The following is a 22,787-nucleotide window of genomic DNA, read 5'->3' on the forward strand; positions in this document are numbered from 1 at the left end:
ACAAAAAGGGCAGGGGACCTATGGGTTTCCTACCCTTTTTTCGTGGACGGGGCCAACGGAAGTTCGACCGTAATCGTCGTACCCTTGCCCAGTATGCTGGAGACAGCAAAACGTCCCGTATGCAACTGTACAATCTCCTTGCAAATCGCGAGTCCCAGACCGCTGCCGGAGAGCTTGGAACGGCCTTTGTAGAACTTCCCTGTGACATATGCAAGGTCCTCTGGGGCGATTCCCTCCCCCGTGTCAGAGACAAGGATGGTCAGACGTCCGTTTTGATCGGATGCAGACACAGAGATTTTCCCGCTTGGCGGCGTGAATTTCAGAGCATTGTCCAGCAGGTTGACGAATACCTGCTTGAGACGATTGGGATCGCCCATCACGGTCAAGGGATTATCCGGCAGCTCCAATCGCAGAGCGATCTGTTTTTCCTGGGCGGGAATCGTAAATTGCACGTACAAATCCTCCAGCAATTCGCGCATGTCCATTCGTTCTTGACACAGCTTTATCTCCGCAGACTGAAACTTGGAAAAGTCCAGCAAATCCTCCACGAGGCCGATCAGCCGATCGGTCTCTTTGGAGATGACCTCCAGACCGAGCATGGTTTCTTCCTGGTCTTTCAGCCCGCCTGAGATCAGAGTTTCCCCCCATCCCTTGATAGACGTCAAGGGAGTGCGCAGCTCATGGGAAACGGAGGAGATAAAGTCGTTTTTCAGTTTCTCGTTTTTTCCGATTTCTGCGGCCATGTAATTGAAGGTGTCTGCCAGCGTCCCGACCTCGTCGTCAAAGCGCTTGGCCGCCCGTACCGAGTAGTTCCCTTTTGCCATCTGGATCGCGGCTTTGGTCAGATCCTCGATCGGGTCTACGATGCGCTTGGCAATGATCAAGCTAAGCATCATCGCCAGCAGAATGACGACGATGCCTACTCCCGCGCCGTAGAGGGCAATCCGATTGACCGCGTGATAAAGCGGCTCAGCCGAGATGGAGTAGCGCAGCACGCCTACGTAGTCGCCTGCATGGGTGAGTGTATCGGATACGGCGATCACGCGCTCCCGGGATTGCGGAGTTTTCCCGATGTACAGGCCGGTTTTCCCCAGCAAAGCTTCCTCTACGTCAGGGGTCCTGATGATCTCGCCGGTCTGGAAGCCATACGAGTTGAGAATCAGCTTCCCGTTTACGTCCAGGACCTCGATCTTGGCGTATTCATCCGGTTGGATGCTCTCCAGGATGTAGCGGGTCTTTCGCTTGAGATTGTAATCTGCCGTGTACTTGTTGATAAAGGTGGTAAAGGTCTCCGTTCGGGTCACCAGAGCTTCCGTCGCTGTCCCGAAATAGTAGGTGTGAACCGCCCAGTAAAACAAGCCCTCGAGAAGCAGGACGATCAAGAGGAGGATCAGTCCGAAATGGATGATCATGCGGCTTCTAATTCCTCGCATCGGTGTGATCCTTTCGCCAAAGATAGCCATAGCCCCATACAGTTTCCAGGTAGACGGGGTGAGCAGGATCAAGCTCGATTTTTTGTCGGATGCGGCGGATATTGACATCGACTACCTTCAAGTCTCCGACGAAAAATTGCCCCCATACATTCGACAGAATTTCATCGCGGCTGATCGCTTTATTGGCGTTTTCACCGAGCAGCTTGATAATGGCAAATTCCTTGGGTGTCAGTATGAATTCTTGATCCTTTTTGATCAGCCGGCGTTCGTCCAGCAGCAGGGTAAAGGGAGAGAGGTCAATGATATTTTTCTCTTCCGGTACTGGTGCGGCTGCGGGGGAGAGCCGGCGATGCAAAGCCTTGACGCGGGCGATCAGCTCAGCCGGGCTGAACGGTTTGCTCATATAGTCGTCCGCACCGTATCCCAGCCCCATGACCTTGTCGGCTTCCTGGCTCTTGGCAGTCAGCATGATAATGCCCAGCCGCGGGTATTTTTCGCGCAATCGCCCGCATACCTCGAAGCCGTCGATGCCGGGCAGCATGACATCGAGGATCGCGATCTCGACGTCGGGTTGGCTGTCGGCCAGCTCAAGCGCCTCCTCACCGGTCGCGGCTTCTATGACATCGTAGTTTTCGCGACGCAGATTGATCCTGACGAAATCGCGAATCGATTTTTCATCTTCCAGCAGTAAGACTTTCATCCGGTCATTCTCCTTGTCTATTGAATCTGTACTCGGCCTGACCGCTATAGAGGCATCTGCAATGGGCGGTAGAACTGGCGAATCTCTTCCGTTGACAGCAGCATGGAGGAATAGGCCTCCCGGGTGGAAGCACTCATCTTGGAAGGCATTTCTGGTTGAATTGCCACATGTACCGTTTTTCCGCCCTCTTTTAATATGACGTAGGAACGCTGCTGTTGTTCCCATTTCTCAGCTGCTTTACTCCATTCCTGCTGCGGTACAGCCTGCAAAGTAAGGAGAGGCAGCTTTTCGCCTGTCGCTTCCAGGTAATAGTAAAAAGTCGTCATCTGCGGTTCGTTTTGCGGCTCTGTCGCTACTGTGAATTTGCCTGCCCATTTGTCGGGAATGCGAAAATCCAGTCCGTAATCGTAATTCTGGTAGTGGTCTTCTACGTGTGCCAATCCGTCTTTTCCATCCCACTGAAAATAGGAGGCGATCCAGGGGATGGCGTACATCGGCAAGTCTTCGGTTCCAGGAGGCTGGGTATGAATGCCGATCTCAATCAGACCGTCCTGGTTGATATCTTCACTAAACAAGGGGTATGGCTTAAATGTCAATTCCATCTCGTTATTGATCTTGGCGAGTGGATTGCGAAGCTTGCCGTCCTCCCAGATCCACAGGTCAGTCGATGCTGAGTGGGCACCAAGCCCTGCTTCAATAAAAAGTCCGTTCTTATCAGGGGACGCCTTGCCGATCACGGCCTGATCGTAGCCATTTACATGTCCGTCCAATGTCTGTTCGGCCAGCTTGGCTATTTTTTGATCGACTGCCCCGTACAAATGCAGGGTGGAGACAAGCTTGTCGTGATCATGTACGATGACAGCCAATTCAGCTTTCCCATCCTGATCCAAATCACCGACTGCCAGGACTGAATAGGGCAGTTTCATCTGCTCTTGAAGACGTCCTTGTACCAGCGAGTAGATGGAAAGCTCCTTGTTGAGATCGTCGCCACCCCCCAATCCGATCAGGATCTCCAGCTGGCTGTCGCCGGTAAGGTCGACGAATTGGACAAAATCCAGCCTGTTCCCGATGTTGCTGAAGGAGGTCAGCTTTTCCCAGTGCCCTTTGTTCTGGGTCAGGATCAAGACACCGATCTCGTAATCATTCTTTTCCGTTTTATAAAAGGCGACGGCCTCCGGGATGCCATCTGCGTCCAGATCCCTCAGTGAGACGGCGCTTGATTCGTCAGGGTTCAGGGGAACGGTCAGCTGCGAGCCCGCCGGCAAATACTGCATGATCGCCTGATTGATGCTCTTCTGGTCGCTATCGGAGGAAGGAGCCCGCATCAATTCGTTGGGGGTCTCGACCAGTCCGCACCCGCTGGTCAAGAGAGCAAAAAGAATGGCCGATCTGAGCCAGGATTTGTTCATGTGTAAGGTTCCTTTCTGTGGCTGAATCCATTTGATTCTATTGTAGCTTGTCCTGATTCAAAAGTTGTTGCAAATCGGTAAAAATGAGATAAAACGTAATTATTACGATTTGTATTGACGCGATTGGGAGTGATCGGGTAGGATGTTGTTAAATCGTATTCACTACGATTTATAAGAACATTATCGGGAGGGGCGTGCTTGCCATGCACGATACACGAATACCTGTCACCGTATTGAGCGGTTATCTGGGAGCGGGGAAAACCACTTTGCTCAATCATGTGCTGAACAATCGGGAAGGCCTGCGCGTCGCAGTCATCGTCAACGATTTGAGCGAGCTTAATATTGATGCAGACTTGATTGCACAAGGCGGCGGGCTGTCCCGCGTCGAGGAAAAAGTCGTCGAGCTTTCCAATGGCTGCATCTGCTGCACGTTGCGGGAGGATTTGCTGACAGAAGTGGAGCGCCTGGCGATGGAAGGCTGCTATGACTACATATTGATCGAATCGACCGGCATCGGAGAGCCTGTTCCGGTCGCCCAGACCTTTACGTACGTCGATGAAGCGAACGGGATCAACCTCTCAAATACATGTCGTTTGGATACGATGGTCACGGTCGTGGATGCCTATCGCTTCTGGCATGACTTCTCCTCCGGGGAAAGTCTGTTGGAACGCAATCAGGCAGTAGGGGAAGACGATACCCGTGAGGTCGTCGATCTGCTGATCAGTCAGATCGAGTTCTGTGACGTGCTGATTCTCAACAAATGCGATCAGGTGGCCCCGGATGAACTGGCACAGCTGGAGAGCGTGCTACGCAAGCTGCAGCCGCAGGCGCGTCTGATCCGTGCGAGCAGAGGACAGGTGGAGCCGCATGAAATCTTGAACACAGGCCTGTTCGACTTCGAGCGGGCCAGTCAATCTGCGGGCTGGATATGGGAATTGGAAAAGGAAGAGCATGTCCCCGAGACGGATGAGTACGGCATATCTTCCTTTGTCTACAGAGCCAGGAGGCCGTTCCATCCGGAAAGGCTGCAGCAATGGCTGATCGGGTGGCCGGAGGAGGTCGTGCGGGCCAAAGGCTTTTTCTGGCTGGCGACACGCAATGATTGGGCGATGACCTTGAGTCAGGCGGGTCCTTCCATCGAGATCGGGACGGCGGGACATTGGACGGCCGCTTTGCCCCCGGAAGAGCAACAGGTTCTGCGGGCAGAAGATCCGGAGTGGGCGGCTTCCTGGGATCCCGAGCATGGGGACCGCGTGACGGAGCTAGTTTTCATCGGAATCGGGCTGGACCAGGAAGCGATTGTGAAGCAGCTAGACGCCTGCCTGTTGACGGATGAGGAGTACGCCGCAGATTGGAGCCGTCTGCCAGATCCGCTGCCGACGTCTCATGTCGTGGTAGAGACAGTAGTGGAAGTATAAGAAAGGAGGCCTCTAAATGAGAGTAATCGTAACTCTGCAATGTACGGAATCGGGTGACCGCAACTATATTACGTCCAAGAACAAACGGAATCATCCCGAACGCCTGGAGCTGAAAAAATATTCGCCGCGTCTCAAACGCTATACCTTGCATCGGGAAACCAAATAACAGCGCAAAAAACAGGCTCTCCCTTCGCAGCTGGAAAGGAGAGCTTGTTTTTTGTTTATGTTTATAGTCAATTACGCATTCTTTTTCAAAGCAACGGCATCTCCATCGTCTTTGAGACGGGAGAAGAAGAACTTCATCAATGGCGGAGTTACGATGGTGGTAACGAGTACCACTACGATCAGTACCGCGAACAAGTCGGCGGAGAGCAGCTTGTTCTCCAGTCCGATAGCAGCGATGATCAGGGCCACCTCGCCGCGAGAAATCATCGCTGCTCCGACAGCCATCGAGTTCTTCCATTTGAATCCGGAGATTCTTGCACCGATTGCACCGCCGACCAGCTTGGTCACGATGGCGATGAGGCTCAAGACTACAATCAGTCCCAGATTTTGCACAATGCCCGAGAACTCAGCGCTCACCCCGATCGAGGTGAAGAAGACAGGGACGAACAGGGAGTAGCTGATGGTTTCCGCTTTGTGTGAAACCTCGTCTCTGAACTTCGTCATGCTGATGGCAATACCCGCGATATACGCGCCGATGATGGCGGCTACACCCGTGTATTCAGCGAAGTACGCAAAGGAAAAGCAAATGATCAAACCGGCTGCAAAGACTGTCTCGGTGACTTGCAGCGGAGCAAATCGTTTCAGGAACCAAGGAACGACCTTCCAGGAAATCAAAATGATCGCACCGAAGAAGATCACTTTTTTCAGGACAACCATCCCGAGATTGACGTCTCCGCCCGCAAAGCTCATCAGGAATGCCAGGCCGAGAATGACCAGCACGTCATCGATGACAGCGGCTCCCATGATGGCAGAGCCTTCCTTGGACTTCAACTGATCCAACTCTTTTAGGGTTTGTACGGAAATACTTACGCTTGTGGCAGACAGCAAGAGCCCCAGGAAGATGGATTCAAAAGCGTGCATGCCCATGAACATTCCTGCTACATAGCCGAGACCAAGAGGTGCGAGAATTCCGGCTACCCCTACGTTGGTAGCGGCCTTTGCCGAGCGTTTGAATTCGTTTACATCTGTTTCCAAGCCAGCGACAAACATGAGCAGGATAACCCCGATGTTGCTGATCTCTTTCAGGATATCCGAGTTCGTTACAACCCCTAGAACAGTCGGACCTAAGATGATCCCAACAAGTAGTTTGCCCAATACGGACGGTTGCCCAAGCCTGACACTGAGGTCACCGGCAATCTTGGAAGCAAACAAGATGATTGCCAACTGCAAAATAAGAAGCATATGGATCCCCCTTCACGAAAATGGATAAGAAAAAAGGAACCTGTCTGTAAGGTTCCTTGTATCCGCGAAAAAAGACAAAAAGAACCCTATGGTGACAGGCTCCTCCAGTAGTGAAAACAATATTCATTTCCTGCTACTTTTTTAATACTAACATGCCTATAACAGAATGTAAATAAAAAGTCGAAAAACAGCGAATCATTATTCTTTTAGACCCGCAACGAGTGGGTCATGAAACCAGGTCTGTGTTATTATGGGAGAAAAACATGGGGGACCATGGGATAGGAGGAGAGGCAGATGTACGAATTTGGTTATCCCGGGGGCTTCGGCTTTTCACTCTTTGGTTTGATGTCCACCGTCATTCCATTGGTTGTAATAGGGGGAATTCTGTTTATTGTCATCCGAGGCTTGAGCACCTGGATGAGCAATAACGCTGCTGAGCTGCGTCAGGATGAAGTGACGGTCATCAGCAAGCGCATGAAGGTGTGGGGCGGCTCCAATAATTCGAGTGCTCACACTTCGTATTACATCACATTCGAACTGTCGTCAGGGGAACGGGTGGAGTTTGGTGTAAGCGGAACTCAATACGGGTCGTGCAGAGAAGGAGAGACGGGACTGCTGGCTTACCAGGGCAGCCGCTTTAAAGGCTTCCAGCCGCGGGCGACGGCAGCTGCAGCCCCGTCAGTCGCCGAGCGACCGCAGGAGCGGCCAGTCCAGCCAGTCCAATCGATGCCGCGCCAGGAGCCGTTTCGCCCGCAAAAGATCAGCAAAAAAAGCGCGGAGCATTACAATTGGGGCGCATCATGCGACGGCTGGCATTTGGTCCAGAGCGGCGATTTGAGCGTCATCCATGAGCGGATGCCAGGCAAAACGGAGGAAGTGCGCCATTACCATACGAGAGCCCGGCAATTCTTTTTCGTATTATCTGGCGAGGCAAGTCTGGAGGTTGACGGGGTTCGTCTTGTCCTTCGCGAGCAGGAAGGCGCGGAGGTGCCTCCAGGAGTCTGGCATCAGATGAAGAATGAACGTTTTGACGATGTGGAATTTCTCGTTATTTCGACTCCGCCTACGCGAGGGGACCGGATCGAGACCGAATAACAGACTGATAGTGGACACAGAAAAAGCCTGACCCCATGAGGTCAGGCTTTTGTAGTAGGCTGAAAATTTTATTTCCAGTTGATAAACTCGGACATTTGAACAAAAGCGTCAGCCAATGCGTGCAGTCCCTCTACTGTCTGATAAGCAAAAATGGGGAGCCCGACAAGATAAAGCAACGCTTCTCCGATATATGTGGCGATCATACAATCAACCTCCTTTTGGTTTTCCGTTCAGAGAATCAAGCCAAAAGGATCGCGTATGTATCAGAATCGCCGTCAAAACGCTGCGTGCGCCGGAACATTCGGAAGTGCAGCGCCTGCCTTGCCTCCATCGGATAGGCCTCCACCGTTTCGGGGTGGATGGATGGTTGATAATCAACTCTTGCGTTCGAGAAGCAGGCGGGATGTTTTCGCGGAGAGACATGTCGCTGCAAATAGAACGCAGATGCCAACCCTCCCACCAAAATGGCAAGCAAGGCGAAGAAATCGTCTACTGAAAACAAGAATAACAATTCTTCCATGACGATTGTCTCACCTCCTCGGTATCCTACATTGTACACCTGTTTTCCTCTGCGAGCAATTGAAAAAGTTTGGGCTCATCCATCATTTGACAAATGAAAACTCACGTAATAAACTGTTTTTACGTAAATGATTAATGTCATGAGGTGTTGATGTGGAGCAAGCTCAGCTGGAAACGTATGTAGTCGAGACGCCGGAGCAAGCGATGGCGCTGTTGAATCCGCTACGGGCGGAGATATTGAGCCGCCTCGCTGAACCAGCTTCTGCGTCAGAAGTGGCACGCAGCATCCAAGAGATCCCGCAGCGAATCAACTATCATCTGAAGGCCCTGGAAAAAGTGGGCTTGGTCCGCAGAGTCGGCAGCCGGCAGGTGCGCAATCTGGTCGAAGTGCTGTATATGGCGATTGCCCGGACGTACGTCTTGTCGGAAGGGCTGAATTGGGCAGGCAACACGGTACAGCAGATAAAGGATCAAGGCTCGCTGGCGCATCTGGTTCATACGGCTGAGCGGATCAAGCGGGATGCCCTCAAGCTGATGGAACGCTCGGATCAGGAAGAGGAGATACCGAGCGCTACCCTGGACGCGCAGATTCAGCTTGCCAGCGCCGAGGCGCGCAGCGCTTTTGTCGAAGAGTACATGCAATTGGTGAAGCAACTGGTAAGCAAATATCAGACAGCCGCAAAAGGACAGGAAACCTACCAGGTGATCCTGGCCGTGTACCCCAATGAAGGAGGCGAGGAAAAATGAAGGCAGAAGCACCAGCCCCAAGCAAGTCCCAACCCGTCATCGTCTGGGAGGGGAAAAACGAGCAAACAGGTCAAGTCATCCCTTTTCCCGCAGGCCGTGAAAGGCACGGGCAGGCTGCGCAGGAAGCGACCGTGAGCAGATGGGAAATCGGCCCTGCACAAAATCCTGTCATTGTGACGCAAGTGTCCTCAGGCTTCACCCGGGCGACGCGTTCCGCCGCATCGCCTCAGGCTCTGTTCATGCGGATGGCCGCTTAATCGGAGTGGCAATGAAAAGATCCCAAAGGAGGATTGGCCTGTGAACCTTATCCCCATGGTCGTAGAGCAAACCAGTTATGGCGAGCGTTCGTACGATATTTACTCACGATTGCTCAAAGACAGAATCATTTTTGTCGGCAGTGCCATTGATGATCAGGTAGCCAACGCGGTAGTGGCGCAGCTTCTCTTTTTGACAGCGGAGGACCCCAAGAAGGATATACACCTCTATATCAATTCTCCGGGAGGGTCCATCACAGCGGGAATGGCGGTTATCGACACGATGAATTTCATTGGGCCAGACGTATCCACGATTTGCACCGGTATGGCTGCTTCGATGGGAGCGATGCTGTTGCTGTCAGGTGCGCCTGGAAAACGTTTTGCTCTCCCAAATGCCGAGGTGATGCTGCATCAGCCTTCGGGAGGCAGCCAGGGGCAGGCGAGCGATATGAAGATCGCTGCGGAGCGAATCATCAAAACGAGACAAATGATCAATCGGATCATTGCCGAGCGTACAGGAAAAAGCATCGAGCAGATCGAGCGCGACTCGGATCGGGACTTCTTCCTCTCTGCCGAAGAAGCGCTTGCCTATGGCTTGATCGACAAAATTATCGAGAAGCGATAAGCAATCCGGCGCTCCTTGCCCGTTTTTGGGTGGGGGGCGTTTTTTTGTACCCCTGGCGGCAACATTCTATAGATGAAGGTTTAAGGAAGAAAAGAACCGGGTAAAAGGGGGAAATGAGCAATGTATCCATAACGGTAGAAGGTTCAGACATCATGTGAGGGGGCTTCTTTGTGAAACTAAGGACCAAATTTTTGTTGGCATTTGGCGTGCTTTTACTTGTGGTAATCAGTTCTTCCGTGTACATCTTCATCCAAAATGACAAAGTTGCCAAATCGTATCAGAAGATGGTAGAGGATACTCGAGCTTTGTCGGATTTGCGCGAGATTCAATTTGTCATGACGGGGAGAAACAATGATGAACGCGGCTACCTGCTTACTGGAGAATCTCAGTACGTGGAGAAAATGATAGCCAAAGCAGAACGCCTGGAGGCTCTGTTTCAAAAATTGAACGATTTGGAGAGCTTTAGCAACAATAAGAAAGAAGCCCTGCAAAACATCGAAACATTGTATCGCACGTATATGGACCAAAGCGCGTTAATGATAAAACACTGGGAGCGCGGTGAACAAAAAGAAGCCCAAATGCTTCATTTTGGAGATGAACGTCTGGCGAGACTGGAACTGGACGAGGGCGTTGCGGCTTTGATGGAGGAGGCCATGGCTGCTCTCGACGCCAGTGAGATCGAGCAAGCCAAGCAAGTGGAGATGGCAAACCAAGTCCAGCTCATCAGCGGTGTTGTCAGCATTCTGTTTTCAATCATGGTTGGCGTGTATTTGGTTCGCTCCATCGTCATCCCGCTGCATCGAGTCAATAAGCAAATGCGCGACATCGCCGAGGGCGAGGGGGATCTAACCCGTGAATTGAAGGTGTCTTCCAAGGATGAAATCGGCATGTTGGCGGCTTCGTTTAACCAGATGCTGCGCAATTTGCGCGAGTTGATCCTGCAGATCCGGGGAAATGCCCAGCAGGTCGCTGCAGCAGCGGAACAGCTCTCGGCCAGCTCCGAACAAACCAGCCGGGCGACCGAGCAAATCTCGACCACCATGCAAAGCCTAGCGGAAGGCACGGAAATTCAAACGCAAAATGTACAAACAAGCCACACCGAGGTTGACCAGATGACGGCGGGGATCAGCCAGATTGCGACGCGGGCGGAGCAAGTGACCAGTACGGCGGTCCAGACATCGGAGCTGGCAGCCGACGGGAATTTGACGATACAGCAAGCGGTTACTCAGATGAGCCATATCGGAGAGACGATGACACATCTGTCTAGGTTGGTGGGAAGATTGGGAGATCGTTCCCAGCAAATCGGTCAAATTGTCCATGTCATCACGGAAATTGCCGCCCAGACCAATCTTTTGGCGCTGAATGCAGCGATTGAAGCCGCGCGAGCTGGAGAGCATGGCAGAGGCTTTGCGGTTGTGGCGGATGAAGTCCGCAAGCTGGCGGAACAATCCTCCGATTCGGCACGGGAAATTACGCAGCTTGTTGAGATGATTCGAAATGAGACAGTAGAAGCAGTCACTACCATGAATTCCGGGCAAGAAGAGGTGACGACTGGGATTCAGGGTGTGACACGGGCAGGGAAAGTGTTCTCGAGCATTCGCGAGGCGGTCGATGGCGTCGCGTCACAAGTGCAGGATGTATCCGCGGCTTCCCGTTCCTTGACGGACAGTACGGACAAGGTATCACAAGCCATGTACACGATGGCAGAAGTGACCCAAAACGCTGTCTCCCGCACCCTCGATGTCTCGGCAGCGGCCCAGGAGCAGCTTGCTTCGATGGAGGAGATCTACACTTCTGCCGCTTCGCTGACCCGTCTGGCAGAAGAACTGGAAAAAGGAATTGGGCGTTTCAAGGTCTAATAGGGAGAGAGGCAATTACCATTTAGAGATGGGGGAGTCACGTATGAAACGATTCCGTTTTGACCAGCAGGCGGGACATGTGATCAACCAATATGATTCGATCAACGCTGCGATCTCCCGCATTGTGAGGACGCAGGGACCCGTGGCGATCGGATGCATCCGCCTCGGGCCGAAAGGCGTCCTGGGCTACCATCCGGCAGTCGTCAATCAGCTTTTCCTCGTCGTTGAGGGGGAGGGCTGGGTCAGGGGAAAAGACGATTCGGAGCCTGTCCCCATCAGAGCCGGTCAAGCTGCCTTTTGGGAAGCGGGCGAGGGGCACGAGTCCGGCAGTGAAGAAGGCATGGTTGCCATGGTGATCGAAGGAGAGGGACTGAACCCGGAATCCTATATGCCTCTGCTTGGCTGAGGTACACAAAAAGGACACGGGAACAAATCCCCGCGTCCTTTTTCCATGTAACATGCTTATGGCATCATAAATTCTTGTACCAGCTCAGCATTTTCCTGCATGAATTTTTGCAGGGAGACTTCTACTTCCTGCTGGATTTCCATCATCTGCATATCATTCATTTTTGCCAGGTTGACGCCGTTGCTCTCATTTACTTGAGGGATTTCCAGCGGCTTACCGTATTCTTCCGTCGCTTTCAGCTTCATGCTGATGCTGCGCGGCATATCCGGCTCGGTTTGGTCAAAGTTGATGGTGAAGTCAGCATTCGATTCGCGACCTGTATCTGTCTTGGTCATGCTGGAGGTGATTTTTCCAGACAGGGTGATGTTTTCCATGATTTCTTCATCCAAGACGGTAATGTTGAAATCATAGGTGCCGTCTTCTTTCTTATCTTGCTTTGTGGTCTCGAAAGTGGTTTTTAAATCCACGACAGGTGTGGCATCATCTTTGACAAAGAAGCTCACAGCACCGTTTGTTTTTCCTTTTTCTTCTTTTCCTTTGTAGGAGACAGTCAATTCGGTTTCATCCGGATTTTCCGGATTGATCAGGCTGTACAGATTGTAGGTATCTGCACCGTTCTGGTAAGAAATACTTTTCCAGAAGAGGCTTTCTTTTTGATCTTTCTCGTTGGCCACCAGGACCTTGCGAGAGATGATTTGATGGTCTGCGTCGATTTGGACGATCATTTTCAATGTTTCATCCGTTTGTTTGCCGTCTACTTTGACTTCTTCGATCATGTCTGTGAAGGTTTGGTCAAACGATTTCTTGAATTCTTCGCGAGACATCACGCCCTCCAATTGGTAGCCGGAGTCGTTCAGCAAGGTCGTCACGTTATTGTAACGGGAGTAGATCAGGTCGAACAGCTTTTCGTCCTTTTGCGCTTTTTCCGCAATTTGCGTCAGCAGGCTGGAAGCTTCCTCCGGTGTGAAGGTAACGGTCACTTCACTTACATTTGTCTGGAAGCCTTCCTCGTTGAAGGCCACATCTTTCTTCAGGCTGATTTGGCTATCTTTCAAGCTGTCGGCATACAGCAAGGCATAAGGAGTGAGAATGCTTTTTACCTCATCTTCCTTTACCTGTACGGCTTGGTACAGATCGCTATAGGTGAGGAAACGCTTCGGCAGCTCTTCGCCGAACTGCTGCTTGATCACATCGCGGTCCTTCAGATCCATATAGCCGTATTTGCTGTAAAACTCAGGCAATCGGAAGCCGAACAGCGTATCATTCAGGAAGTACTCAACAGTAGCCAGCTTTTTCGATTTCAGATGAAGCTCGACATTGCCGGACTGCTGCTTTTTCTGCTCGTCAACATTGCTGTTAATGACGAATTTGGCGCTTTTGATCAGGTCAAGAGCCTTGCCGGTTTCTAGGTCTGGAATGTCTGCATCGATGGTGATGTCGCTGACCTCGGTTGTCGTATGAACAGGTTGTTCCATATATGGCTTCATATAAGCTTCATACTCGGCATACTTCTGTGAAACCTCGCTGGAAAACTTGGCCATTGTTGTCGCCTCAGATTGCAAATAAATCGTCTTGGCGCTTTTGAAAAAATCGAATTTGGCGAAGGCTGTTCCTAATCCTCCGAGGACCACTACAACTGCCGCCCCCACGATCAGCATGGTTTTCTTAGAGCTTTTTCGCGGTGTTTGGACGTTTGGTGTCGTCTCCATCACTTTCTCCCCTTTTACTTTCTATCTGCTGTAGAATAAACGGTGCGCAGTCACCTCATGATTGACGCACTCAGTTTCGTATTGTAACACATGGAAATGCGAAGAAAATGATTTTCCAATCAATTCCTTACGAAAATAGGAAAAAAGTGCCTTTTTACCCGGTCATGGAGTCCTGCTTTTGCCGAAAAAACTCGAACAGTGTCAAGAAAGCATGGTTCTGCCGATATAGGAATGAGCCATTATTGATTGGAAAAAGCACCGCTTTGCATCTCATGGCAGGAGGAGGAGATAATATGGATTTCCGTGTGCTGCAGACATTTCTGGTAGCGGCAACGACTGAAAATTTCCATCAGGCCGCGGAGGCTCTTTTTATCGCCCAGCCGACCGTCAGTCAGCATATTCGGCAGCTGGAAAAAGAACTGGGCATATCGCTGTTTGAGCGGGTAGGCAAGCGCGTTCGATTGACAGCAGCAGGCAGGCGTTATTTGCCCCATGCCAAAGGATTGCTGGAGCAATGGCATCACAGCATGGAAGATTTGCAAGCTTGGAGACAGGGATACCGGGAAAAGCTGCAAATTGCCGTCTCGCCGATCATCGCCAGGGCGCGGTTGTCTCATCTGTTGCATCGGTTCACCAAGTTGTATCCGGATGTGGACTTGTCCATTCGGATTGCAGAATCGGTCGATATCGGTCCATTGGTGCAGAGCGGGCAGGCCGACCTGGGACTGAGCCGTATCGTGCCGGGGGAGTTTCATCTGACGACTTATCTGTTGTACGAGGACCCCATCGTGTTTGCGGTTCCTCATAATGGAGGAGATATGGAAGCGCCTCTTCCCGATTGGGAGCAAGAATTGCAAACCAAGCGGCTTCTTACCCACAATCATCCGGGGTACTGGGATGACCTGCTGCTGCTGTTGCGCCAGCGCGGATTTAGCCTGCGGACGATGACGGTATCGCAAGTCGACATTACCAAGCGATTTATTGAGGATGGATTGGGCGTATCGTTTTTGCCTCGTTCGGCAGTGAGCCGGGATCTGTTTGAAAATCGCTTTATTGAATTGCCAACGCCAGGTTTGGCATTACCCAACGTCGCTTCCTACCTGGTGGTGCCCAAGGGAGGCGGATCTGCCCCTGTACAGGATTTCAAGGAGATTTTGCAAGGACTGTATCCCCCTATGCCGCCAGTCGTTAACGGAGGAAGGAATTAAATATCGATTGTGAATGGTAATCAAAACTCTGTAATTATTTTATTTCATATCGTGAAACGTAATCGATATACTAAAGGAAAAGAGAAGATGCAGCGTAAAGGAGTGGCGATTCATGAGTAAACAATTCCAGTTGGCCATCGGGCTGGATGGCATCGCGGTGGCAGAATCAGACCTGAGTCTGGTAGACGGGTTGAACGGATTATTGGTTTATCGAGGGTATTGGGCACGCGATCTGGCGATTCATCATACCTTCGAGGAAGTTGCCCACTTGCTGTGGTACGGACATCTCCCCAATGAGCAGGAATTGTCTGCGCTCAAGAATCAGCTCAAACAGCATCGTGAACTGCCCGAGCACGTAAAAGGAATGCTTCGCTTGATCCCTGCAGATGTCGATATGATGAGTGTGCTGCGCACTGGGGTGTCGGCACTCGGAAATGCTTCTTACGGCTGGCCGCCGACATTGGAGCAGGTTATTTCGGTAACAGCCAAGATGCCGACCATCGTGGCCTTCCGCTACGCCTGTCTGCAGGGACGCGAACCGCTTGATCCACATCCGGAGCTGGATCACACCGCCAACTACCTGTACATGTTAAAAGGAACGGAACCGAGCCATGCGCATGTCCGCGCACTGGATGCCTACCTGATTCTGACACAGGAGCATGGGATGAATGCCTCTACTTTTGCTGGCCGCGTGGTCACCTCGACAGAATCGGACCTGATCTCGGCGATTGCCGGAGCGATCGGAACGTTGAAAGGGCCTTTGCATGGCGGCGCGCCATCCGAGGTGACGGAAATGATCGAAGCGATCGGCACCAAGGAAAACGCGGAACCATGGCTGCGCAACAAGCTGGAGAGCGGCGGGCGTCTGATGGGCTTTGGCCATCGCGTCTACAAAACCATTGATCCACGGGCGACCGCTTTGCGTGTAGTGGCGGAACAACTGTCGGGGGACGATCCCTGGTTTGATCTGGCGACGCATGTCGAGCAGGTGGGCTTAAGACTGCTGGCCGAGTACAAGCCTGGGCGCAAGCTGAATACCAATGTAGAATTTTTTGCCGCTGCTGTGATGCGCGCAGTGGGATTGGAAGATGATCTGTTCACACCTACCTTTGCAGTCAGCCGGGTCGTCGGCTGGAGCGCGCATATTTTGGAGCAGGCGAGCAGCAACCGGATTATTCGTCCGCAGTTGAACTATACAGGAACGATGCCGGAGTAAGGCGGAGATAGAAGACGGGAGCTATCCTATTGGGTAGCTCCCGTTTGTTGTATCAAGATAGGGTTGTTGAATATATGGGAATATTTGACAATCAATTGCCGTCTTTGGTATCCTTGATTTGTCCTTGATTACGGTGAGATGAGCGCAAATATGATGAAAAATTATAAACTGGGAGGCAACAAGCGATGAGTCTAATACTGGCTCATCGCTTGTTGCTGGTGTGCCCTTAATGGTTTATAGAGAAGATGAAAGGAAAGGATATAGGATGAGATCGATATTATACATGCTCGTTGTGGCTGTGCTTCTTGGGGGATGCAGTAATTCGGATTCGATGACAGAAGCGGCTCCTTCGGTTGCCAATCCAGGCGAACATTCAGGCTTAACAAAGGAAGAGCAACTTGCTGCGATAGCGGAAAGGTACAAATTGGATAGGCCGGAGGAAGACACGATAATGAATGACTTCCCATTTGCGGCATCAGAAGTTCGATTCGACGGCAAATCGATCGAAGACCAATTGGAGGCAGTGGTGAACGAACTCTTTGGAGAGCCTGCAGAAACGAAAAGTGGGGAATGGTTACAGCTGTCAGGAACCAAAACCCCCTATATCCACAATGTATACGTAACGGATATAGGGCAGATTGATGTCATGTTTATCGACGGGAAGGCAACCAGGATTGCTTTGAAACCCAAGGAAGAATAGTACCGTCGCTACGATCAAGGCGATGCGGGCTATTGTCTGCCCTTTGACAAGTGTCGGGCAAGTGCAGCTTGGGATTGCGCAACCACGAACGTTTTGGCATGATGAAGAAAAAAAGAAGGAGTGGGACAGATGGCGTTGTTAGCTTCTGCGTTTTCGTACAAAGGTCTTACGCTAAAAAATCGCGTGGTCATGCCGCCGATGTGCCAATACTCGGTGGATGCTCAGGATGGAACTCCAAATGACTGGCATTTTGTTCACTACGTCTCCCGGGCAGTAGGCGGGGCTGGTCTGATCATCATGGAAATGACCGATGTCGAGCCGGATGGCCGCATTTCCAACAGAGATTTGGGCTTATGGTCAGATGAACAGATCCCAGCATATGCCCGCATCGTGAACGAAGTACATAAGTACGGGGCAAAAATCGGTATTCAGATCGCACACGCAGGCCGCAAAGCCGAGGATGCGGAGGTTCCCGTATCTTCTTCGCCGATTCGTTTTCAAGGTGACGTGTACAAAACACCGCGCGCTTTGACGACGGAAGAGGTGCAGCAGATGGTCGTCAAGTTTGCCGAGTCTGCGCGGCGCGCGGTAGAAGCAGGGGTGGACACGATCGAGATTCATGGAGCCCACGGCTACCTGATCCACCAGTTCCAATCCCCATTGACCAACAAGCGCGACGATCAGTACGGACAAGACTTGGCATTGTTCGGTGTAGAGGTCGTTTCGGCGATCAAAAAGGTCATTCCAGCCGACATGCCGCTGATCATGCGGATCTCTGCAGTAGAGTACGTCGATGGAGGCTACGGTCTGGAGCATAGTATTGAGCTTTGCCGCCGTTATAAGGAAGCAGGGGTTGACATCTTCCACGTATCGAGCGGCGGAGAAGGACCGATCGGCTCTCGCGGTCGTCCGGGTATTCATCCAGGATACCAGGTGCCATTTGCTCGTGCGATCCGCCAAGCTCTCGAGGTTCCTGTCATAGCAGTGGGCAAACTGGACGATGCCCGCGTGGCGGAAGCGACACTGGGGAATGGCGATGCAGATCTGATCGCAGTGGGCCGCGGAATGCTGCACGATCCGTATTGGGCGATTCATGCCATCCGCGAGCTGTCGGGCGAGGTCGAGATTCCCAAGCAGTACGAACCCGGTTTTCCCAAACGATAAATCGAACATAGGGGCGATCCCGAAAGGTCATCCACATGACCAGGGGATCGGCCCCTTTTTTATAAACCCCGTCAGTCGGATGACGGGGCTTTTTTGATGAGGGTCGACGGAACAATAGAAATTTTTGAAGGATTCCATAAATGTCTTCTATTTTACGAAAGGAGTGCAATCAAGTAGGTTTAACATAACCCCAAGGCAAGACAAGTTGAAAACGTTTCCAAGAAAAGGAAGCGCGGTCGGAATCAGAAGACAGCGATGGAGGTATAACGTGAATCAAATGAAAGAAAACATCTACACGACAGTTGAACAAATCCGGGACATGATCATTGGAATCAATGATTTTATCCATGAAAATCCTGAACTTGGGCATCAGGAATTCAAAGCGGCAGAGCTGCTTACCCGTACATTGGCTGAGCACGGCTTTCAAGTGGAGAAGGGAGTCGCGGGGTTGCCCACCGCTTTCAAGGCGACCTATACGAGCAAGCCGGGCGGTCCTGTCATTGGCTTGTTATGTGAATACGATGCGTTGGAAGGACTGGGACATGGGTGTGGTCACAACCTGCAGGCTTCGTCCATCACCGGCGCGGCGATCGCGCTTCGCAACAATTTGGGTGATTTGCCAGCTACGATCATCGTGTTCGGGACTCCGGCAGAAGAGACGACCAGCGGCAAGGTGCCGATGGCAGAGGCTGGCCTATTCGACGGTCTGGATGCGGCCCTGATGATGCATGGCGGAGACCGAACCACTGTCGATGGCAAATCGCTCGCCATCAACTCCGTGGACTTTGTCTTCACAGGAAAGGCGGCCCATGCTGCCGTCTCGCCAGAGCAGGGAATTAGCGCCTTGGATGCGGTCCTTCTTACTTTTAATGGAATTGAATACTTGCGGGAGCACGTTCGATCCGATGTAAAAATCCATGGTACAATTACCGATGGAGGAACAGCACCCAATATCGTGCCGGAGCGGGCTGCGGCCAAATTTCTCATCAGAGCTGCTGATCGTGAATATCTGAACACGGTAGTGGAGCGTGTATTCAACGTAGCTCGCGGAGCTGCTCTGGCTACGGGAGCGAAATTGACCATCCACGAAGGAAAGGCGCTGGACAACAAGCTGAATGTACAGCGTTTGAATGATCTGCTGCTGGAAAATGCCCGTCAGGTTGGGGCCAGAGAAATTACACCCCCGCGCCAAAGCACCGGCTCAACGGATTTCAGCACCGTTACGCACCGCGTCCCAGGCGCATGCCTGAGGGTCTCGTTTGTTCCGTTCGGCGTCTCCAATCATACGAGAGAATGGGTGGAGGCTGGCAAAAGCGCAGATGGCCATGCGGCAGTCATTACGGCAGCAAAAGCCATTGCCGGGACAGTCTATGATCTGATTACCATGCCTGACGTACTGCAGGAGATCCAAGAGGAGTTCAAGGCGGCCAAAAGCAACAAGCTGCCATAGACAAATATAAACAGGGGGAGATTTGTTTGAAAAGACTGATTTCACTTACTATTGCTTCACTCATGCTGCTTCTCTCAGCTTGTGGAAACAACGCTTCCAGCGGAGAGCAGCCTGCTGCGGAAGGTCCCAAGGATCTGGTAGTCGCATTAGGCTCTGAACCGATCAGCCTGGATCCTCAAGACGCATCAGACGGAATTTCTCTGCATGCGACCGAACTGATCTACGACAAGCTCGTCACGTTTGACAAGGATATGAACATCATCCCGGAACTGGCCAAGGAATGGAGCATGTCGGAAGACGGAAAAAGCTGGACCTTCACTCTGCAGGAAGGAGCCAAGTTCCAAGACGGAGAGCCTGTAAACGCCGAAGCCGTCAAAGCGAGCTTCGATCGAATTCTGGATAAAAACAACAAACTGAAAAGACGATCTCTTTTTGCTGACTTTATCGAATCCGTATCCGTAGAGAGCGAATACAAAGTGACGTTCCAGTTGAAATTCCAGTACGCTCCGCTCTTGGCTACGCTGGCGCATCCGAACGGTGGAATCCACAGTCCGAAGAATACCGCAGAAAAAGGGAAGAGCGTAGGGAAGTCGCCAGTGGGTTCAGGGCCATATCAATTCAAGGAGTGGATTTCAGGCGAGAAGCTGGTTCTGGAAGCCAATCCGAACTACTGGGGCGAGAAGCCGAAAGTAAAATCGATCACGTTCAAGCCGGTAGTCGAGAATGCGGCGCGCAGCCTGATGCTGGAAACAGGCGAAGCTGATGTGATTCTTCCGATTCCCGCCACTGATATCGATCGTCTGAAAAACAACGACCAGGTAAAAGTCGAACTGTACCCGAGCAACCGCAATCTGTACATGGGGATGAACACGCAAAAAGCTCCATTCGACAATGTGAAGGTTCGCCAAGCACTGAACTATGCCGTAGACAAAGAAACCATCGTAAACAAGATCATGATGGGCAACGCCAAGCCGGCAGAAGCAGCGATTTCAGGGCTGACATGGGGCTATTCGCCAGTCGGAACGTATCCGTACGATCCGGAAAAGGCCAAGCAGCTGTTGGCGGAGGCAGGAGTCAAGCCAGGCACGACCATCAAGCTTTGGACGCCGGAAGGGCGCTATCTGATGGATCGCCAGCTGTCCGAGTTTGTACAGGCCAATTTGCAGGCTGTCGGCTTTAACGTAGAGTTCCGCAAATGGGAGTGGGGCGCTTATCAGGAAGCCATTGACGATCCGAATTCCGGCTACGATCTCTTCCTCCTGAGCTGGGCTGTGCCGACGAATGATGCCGACTGGGGATTGCGTCCGAACTTCTCCACGGAAGGAAGCAATAACCGCACGCTCTTTTCCAACGCAGAGCTGGATGCATTGATCGATCAAGGGATGAAGACAACGAATGAGGAGGAGCGCAAACAAATCTATGCTAAAGCGCTGCAAATCATCAAAGATGAAGCTCCTTGGATCTTCCTGGTTGAAATGAAACAACCGATCGGTGTCCGCAAAAATGTAGAGGGTGTGTACGGTTCCAATACAGAGCGGCTGATTCTGCGCGACGCCGATAAAAAATAACGAATGGATGAGGCGGGGGATGGATGACCATCCTCCTCCTCTTAAGTGAGGAGGCATCCAGTTGTTTGCATACATTGTGAAGCGACTGCTTCAAGTCATTCCGACCCTGATCGGGGTTTCCATCCTGACCTTTTTCTTGATCCATGCCGTACCCGGCGACCCTGCCCGCATGATTGCAGGGCCTGAAGCGTCTGCGGAGGAGGTAGCGGAAGTCCGGGAGCATCTGGGACTTGACCAACCCTTGTACGTGCAGTACGGAAAGTACGTCTCCAATCTGCTGAAGGGCGACCTCGGCGTGTCTTTGCGTTCAGAGCGGCCGGTCCTGGATGAGATCATGGGCCGCTTTCCCTCGACAATCACTCTGACCGTCATGGCAATTGCCGTTATGGTCGTGATTGGCCTTTTTGCCGGTATTTTTTCCGCGACGCGTCCCAACAGCCTGATCGACAATGTAACCATGATGGTGTCCTTGTTCGGAATCTCCTTGCCGGTTTTCTGGCTGGGCCTGATGCTCATTCTTCTCTTTTCCTATTACTTGAACCTGCTTCCGTCCGGTGGCAATGACGGTTTCAGCCACTTTATTCTGCCGGCTTTGGCATTGGGCTTGTCCTCTTCCGCCATCCTTGCGCGCTTGACGCGCTCCAGCATGCTGGAAGTGATCAACCAGGATTTTGTACGTACGGCGAGAGCCAAAGGAGTCAAAGAAAAGCTGGTCGTGTACAAGCACACCTTGAAAAATGCCCTGATTCCCATCGTTACGATCATCGGGCTGGAGTTCGGGACGCTCTTGGGTGGAGCGGTATTGACCGAGACGGTTTTTTCCATTAACGGGCTCGGCCGCTTTATCATCCAGTCCATTCAGTTCCGAGACTATCCTTCCATTCAAGGAAGCATATTGTTTGTCGCTGCCATCTTCGTGATCGTCAATCTGCTTGTGGACCTGTGCTACGGATTGGTTGATCCGCGAGTGAAATACGAGTAGAAAGGAGCACACCATGAGTCAGATAGATTTGGCACTTCAACAGGACGAGAGCACGTCGGAGCATGCCTATGCCAGTCGGTCGCAATGGAAGATGATGGTCAGCCGCTTCAAGAAAAACAAGCGGGCGATGGTCGGCTTCTGGATGGTGGTATTCTGTGTGACAGTCGCATTGTTGGCCCCATGGGTGGCCCCTTATGATCCGATCGAGCAAAACATGCAAATCATGCTGGAGGGACCGAGCCTGAGCCACCCCTTCGGTACAGATGAATTTGGTCGGGATATTCTGTCGCGCATTATCCACGGAACACAAATCTCCTTGATGACAGGAATTGTCGGGGTGCTGATCGCCGTCATTTTGGGTGTGGCATTGGGTACCATCTCCGGCTATTTCGGAGGGCTTGCCGATACACTGATCATGCGTATCATGGATATTTTTATGGCTTTTCCAAGCTTCTTGCTGGCGCTTGCCATAGTCAGTGTGCTGGGGCCGGGAATGATCAACGTCATGATCGCGATCGGGATTTTTTCCGTACCGACGTTTGCCCGGTTATCCCGCAGCTCTGTCATTTCCATCAAGGACAAAGAGTACATCGAAGCAGTTAAGGCGATGGGCGGAAGCAACTTGCACATCATCATCAAGCACGTGATTCCGAACAGCATCGCACCGATCATCGTCCTGTCTTCCATGCGGATCGCTACGGCGATCATTACAGCGGCAGGATTGAGCTTTCTCGGAATGGGAGCGCAGCCTCCTACGCCAGAATGGGGAGCTATGCTCAGTACAGGGAGAGAATACTTGAGGGTTGCCCCCCATGTCAGTACCATGCCAGGGTTGGCCATTATGTTTCTGGTTCTGGGCTTCAATATGCTTGGGGACGGATTACGTGATGCGCTCGACCCCAAAATGAAGCTGTAATA

General features: G+C 51.8%; 23 protein-coding genes and 1 pseudogene. 17 read left to right on the forward strand and 7 right to left on the reverse strand.

Annotated elements, in window-relative coordinates; translation table 11 throughout:
* Positions 1-29: 29 nt before the first annotated feature.
* The 3 genes from EDM58_RS05025 to EDM58_RS05035 are packed head-to-tail and all read right to left on the reverse strand — an operon-like array spanning position 30 to position 3,542.
* Complete coding sequence (locus EDM58_RS05025) at positions 30-1,433, reverse strand: sensor histidine kinase (protein WP_023556757.1); 1,404 nt, start codon at positions 1,431-1,433, stop codon at positions 30-32.
* Positions 1,420-2,133, reverse strand: a complete 714-nt coding sequence (locus tag EDM58_RS05030; RefSeq protein WP_122912389.1) for a response regulator transcription factor — start codon at positions 2,131-2,133, stop codon at positions 1,420-1,422. The genes EDM58_RS05025 and EDM58_RS05030 overlap by 14 nt, the downstream gene beginning before the upstream one ends.
* A gap of 44 nt (positions 2,134-2,177) precedes the next feature.
* Positions 2,178-3,542: a VCBS repeat-containing protein gene (locus EDM58_RS05035; protein ID WP_122912390.1), complete on the reverse strand. Its 1,365-nt coding sequence runs from the start codon at positions 3,540-3,542 to the stop codon at positions 2,178-2,180.
* Positions 3,543-3,745: 203 nt separating this feature from the next.
* Here EDM58_RS05035 and EDM58_RS05040 point away from each other — a divergent pair, with 203 nt between their 5' ends.
* A complete protein-coding gene (locus EDM58_RS05040; protein ID WP_122912391.1) occupies positions 3,746-4,960 on the forward strand; it encodes a GTP-binding protein in 1,215 nt (404 codons plus the stop codon).
* 16 nt (positions 4,961-4,976) lie between these two features.
* Positions 4,977-5,126 carry a 50S ribosomal protein L33 gene (gene rpmG / locus EDM58_RS05045; protein ID WP_122912392.1) on the forward strand — a complete coding sequence of 50 codons (150 nt, stop codon included), beginning with the start codon at positions 4,977-4,979 and terminating at the stop codon, positions 5,124-5,126.
* 71 nt (positions 5,127-5,197) lie between these two features.
* On the opposite strand, the gene EDM58_RS05050 is transcribed toward rpmG, so the two are convergent.
* Complete coding sequence (locus EDM58_RS05050) at positions 5,198-6,367, reverse strand: cation:proton antiporter (RefSeq protein ID WP_122912393.1); 1,170 nt, start codon at positions 6,365-6,367, stop codon at positions 5,198-5,200.
* A 345-nt stretch (positions 6,368-6,712) separates the two neighbouring features.
* Here EDM58_RS05050 and EDM58_RS25635 point away from each other — a divergent pair.
* Positions 6,713-7,006, forward strand: a pseudogene (locus EDM58_RS25635) (DUF2500 domain-containing protein); the annotation flags it as partial.
* Between the two features lie 87 nt (positions 7,007-7,093).
* Positions 7,094-7,462 carry a cupin domain-containing protein gene (locus EDM58_RS25640; protein WP_183187427.1) on the forward strand — a complete coding sequence of 123 codons (369 nt, stop codon included), beginning with the start codon at positions 7,094-7,096 and terminating at the stop codon, positions 7,460-7,462.
* 68 nt (positions 7,463-7,530) lie between these two features.
* On the opposite strand, the gene EDM58_RS26370 is transcribed toward EDM58_RS25640, so the two are convergent.
* Positions 7,531-7,665, reverse strand: a complete 135-nt coding sequence (locus EDM58_RS26370) for a hypothetical protein (protein ID WP_023556750.1) — start codon at positions 7,663-7,665, stop codon at positions 7,531-7,533.
* 35 nt (positions 7,666-7,700) lie between these two features.
* Positions 7,701-7,982, reverse strand: a complete 282-nt coding sequence (locus EDM58_RS05060; protein WP_023556749.1) for a hypothetical protein — start codon at positions 7,980-7,982, stop codon at positions 7,701-7,703.
* A gap of 152 nt (positions 7,983-8,134) precedes the next feature.
* Here EDM58_RS05060 and EDM58_RS05065 point away from each other — a divergent pair, with 152 nt between their 5' ends.
* From EDM58_RS05065 to EDM58_RS05085, 5 genes are all read left to right on the forward strand, one after another.
* Positions 8,135-8,728 (forward strand): ArsR/SmtB family transcription factor, encoded by a 594-nt coding sequence (locus EDM58_RS05065; protein ID WP_023556748.1) that lies wholly within the window; start codon positions 8,135-8,137, stop codon positions 8,726-8,728.
* Positions 8,725-8,985, forward strand: coding sequence for a hypothetical protein (locus EDM58_RS05070; RefSeq protein WP_023556747.1), 261 nt, complete (start codon positions 8,725-8,727; stop codon positions 8,983-8,985). Before EDM58_RS05065 ends, EDM58_RS05070 begins: the two co-directional genes overlap by 4 nt.
* 40 nt (positions 8,986-9,025) lie before the next feature.
* Entirely contained in the window at positions 9,026-9,607 is a 582-nt protein-coding gene (gene clpP / locus EDM58_RS05075; protein ID WP_023556746.1) for an ATP-dependent Clp endopeptidase proteolytic subunit ClpP, read from the forward strand.
* A gap of 170 nt (positions 9,608-9,777) precedes the next feature.
* Entirely contained in the window at positions 9,778-11,466 is a 1,689-nt protein-coding gene (locus tag EDM58_RS05080) for a methyl-accepting chemotaxis protein (RefSeq protein ID WP_122912394.1), read from the forward strand.
* A 43-nt stretch (positions 11,467-11,509) separates the two neighbouring features.
* The gene (locus tag EDM58_RS05085) at positions 11,510-11,872 is read left to right on the forward strand and encodes a cupin domain-containing protein (RefSeq protein WP_122912395.1); all 363 of its coding nucleotides are present in this window, start codon (positions 11,510-11,512) and stop codon (positions 11,870-11,872) included.
* 56 nt (positions 11,873-11,928) lie between these two features.
* Here EDM58_RS05085 and EDM58_RS05090 read toward each other — a convergent pair whose 3' ends face one another.
* The gene (locus EDM58_RS05090) at positions 11,929-13,581 is read right to left on the reverse strand and encodes a DUF6583 family protein (protein ID WP_122912396.1); all 1,653 of its coding nucleotides are present in this window, start codon (positions 13,579-13,581) and stop codon (positions 11,929-11,931) included.
* Positions 13,582-13,874: 293 nt separating this feature from the next.
* Here EDM58_RS05090 and EDM58_RS05095 point away from each other — a divergent pair, with 293 nt between their 5' ends.
* From EDM58_RS05095 to nikC, 8 genes are all read left to right on the forward strand, one after another.
* The gene (locus EDM58_RS05095; protein ID WP_122912397.1) at positions 13,875-14,789 is read left to right on the forward strand and encodes a LysR family transcriptional regulator; all 915 of its coding nucleotides are present in this window, start codon (positions 13,875-13,877) and stop codon (positions 14,787-14,789) included.
* Between the two features lie 112 nt (positions 14,790-14,901).
* Entirely contained in the window at positions 14,902-16,005 is a 1,104-nt protein-coding gene (locus EDM58_RS05100; RefSeq protein ID WP_122912398.1) for a citrate synthase/methylcitrate synthase, read from the forward strand.
* Positions 16,006-16,234: 229 nt separating this feature from the next.
* A complete protein-coding gene (locus EDM58_RS05105; RefSeq protein WP_148039304.1) occupies positions 16,235-16,705 on the forward strand; it encodes a hypothetical protein in 471 nt (156 codons plus the stop codon).
* A 129-nt stretch (positions 16,706-16,834) separates the two neighbouring features.
* The gene (locus tag EDM58_RS05110) at positions 16,835-17,869 is read left to right on the forward strand and encodes an NADH:flavin oxidoreductase/NADH oxidase (RefSeq protein ID WP_122912400.1); all 1,035 of its coding nucleotides are present in this window, start codon (positions 16,835-16,837) and stop codon (positions 17,867-17,869) included.
* Between the two features lie 277 nt (positions 17,870-18,146).
* Positions 18,147-19,319, forward strand: a complete 1,173-nt coding sequence (locus tag EDM58_RS05115; protein ID WP_122912466.1) for a M20 family metallopeptidase — start codon at positions 18,147-18,149, stop codon at positions 19,317-19,319.
* 26 nt (positions 19,320-19,345) lie between these two features.
* Entirely contained in the window at positions 19,346-20,887 is a 1,542-nt protein-coding gene (locus EDM58_RS05120; RefSeq protein WP_122912401.1) for a glutathione ABC transporter substrate-binding protein, read from the forward strand.
* Positions 20,888-20,948: 61 nt separating this feature from the next.
* Entirely contained in the window at positions 20,949-21,869 is a 921-nt protein-coding gene (nikB, locus tag EDM58_RS05125) for a nickel ABC transporter permease (protein WP_023556736.1), read from the forward strand.
* A 22-nt stretch (positions 21,870-21,891) separates the two neighbouring features.
* Positions 21,892-22,785 carry a nickel transporter permease gene (nikC, locus tag EDM58_RS05130; protein WP_183187428.1) on the forward strand — a complete coding sequence of 298 codons (894 nt, stop codon included), beginning with the start codon at positions 21,892-21,894 and terminating at the stop codon, positions 22,783-22,785.
* Positions 22,786-22,787: the final 2 nt, after the last annotated feature.

The sequence above is a fragment of the Brevibacillus panacihumi genome, from assembly GCF_003710985.1.
Lineage (GTDB): Bacteria > Bacillota > Bacilli > Brevibacillales > Brevibacillaceae > Brevibacillus > Brevibacillus panacihumi.

What these genes read in the sequence shown, in the direction of transcription:
- EDM58_RS05025 (WP_023556757.1), bottom strand. Translation starts at nt 1,433, where the DNA reads ATGCGAGGAATTAGAAGCCGCATGATCATCCATTTCGGACTGATCCTC.
- EDM58_RS05030 (WP_122912389.1), bottom strand. Translation starts at nt 2,133, where the DNA reads ATGAAAGTCTTACTGCTGGAAGATGAAAAATCGATTCGCGATTTCGTC.
- EDM58_RS05035 (WP_122912390.1), bottom strand. Translation starts at nt 3,542, where the DNA reads ATGAACAAATCCTGGCTCAGATCGGCCATTCTTTTTGCTCTCTTGACC.
- EDM58_RS05040 (WP_122912391.1), top strand. Translation starts at nt 3,746, where the DNA reads ATGCACGATACACGAATACCTGTCACCGTATTGAGCGGTTATCTGGGA.
- rpmG (WP_122912392.1), top strand. Translation starts at nt 4,977, where the DNA reads ATGAGAGTAATCGTAACTCTGCAATGTACGGAATCGGGTGACCGCAAC.
- EDM58_RS05050 (WP_122912393.1), bottom strand. Translation starts at nt 6,367, where the DNA reads ATGCTTCTTATTTTGCAGTTGGCAATCATCTTGTTTGCTTCCAAGATT.
- EDM58_RS25640 (WP_183187427.1), top strand. Translation starts at nt 7,094, where the DNA reads ATGCCGCGCCAGGAGCCGTTTCGCCCGCAAAAGATCAGCAAAAAAAGC.
- EDM58_RS26370 (WP_023556750.1), bottom strand. Translation starts at nt 7,665, where the DNA reads ATGATCGCCACATATATCGGAGAAGCGTTGCTTTATCTTGTCGGGCTC.
- EDM58_RS05060 (WP_023556749.1), bottom strand. Translation starts at nt 7,982, where the DNA reads ATGGAAGAATTGTTATTCTTGTTTTCAGTAGACGATTTCTTCGCCTTG.
- EDM58_RS05070 (WP_023556747.1), top strand. Translation starts at nt 8,725, where the DNA reads ATGAAGGCAGAAGCACCAGCCCCAAGCAAGTCCCAACCCGTCATCGTC.
- EDM58_RS05085 (WP_122912395.1), top strand. Translation starts at nt 11,510, where the DNA reads ATGAAACGATTCCGTTTTGACCAGCAGGCGGGACATGTGATCAACCAA.
- EDM58_RS05090 (WP_122912396.1), bottom strand. Translation starts at nt 13,581, where the DNA reads ATGGAGACGACACCAAACGTCCAAACACCGCGAAAAAGCTCTAAGAAA.
- EDM58_RS05095 (WP_122912397.1), top strand. Translation starts at nt 13,875, where the DNA reads ATGGATTTCCGTGTGCTGCAGACATTTCTGGTAGCGGCAACGACTGAA.
- EDM58_RS05100 (WP_122912398.1), top strand. Translation starts at nt 14,902, where the DNA reads ATGAGTAAACAATTCCAGTTGGCCATCGGGCTGGATGGCATCGCGGTG.
- EDM58_RS05105 (WP_148039304.1), top strand. Translation starts at nt 16,235, where the DNA reads ATGGTTTATAGAGAAGATGAAAGGAAAGGATATAGGATGAGATCGATA.
- EDM58_RS05110 (WP_122912400.1), top strand. Translation starts at nt 16,835, where the DNA reads ATGGCGTTGTTAGCTTCTGCGTTTTCGTACAAAGGTCTTACGCTAAAA.
- EDM58_RS05115 (WP_122912466.1), top strand. Translation starts at nt 18,147, where the DNA reads ATGAAAGAAAACATCTACACGACAGTTGAACAAATCCGGGACATGATC.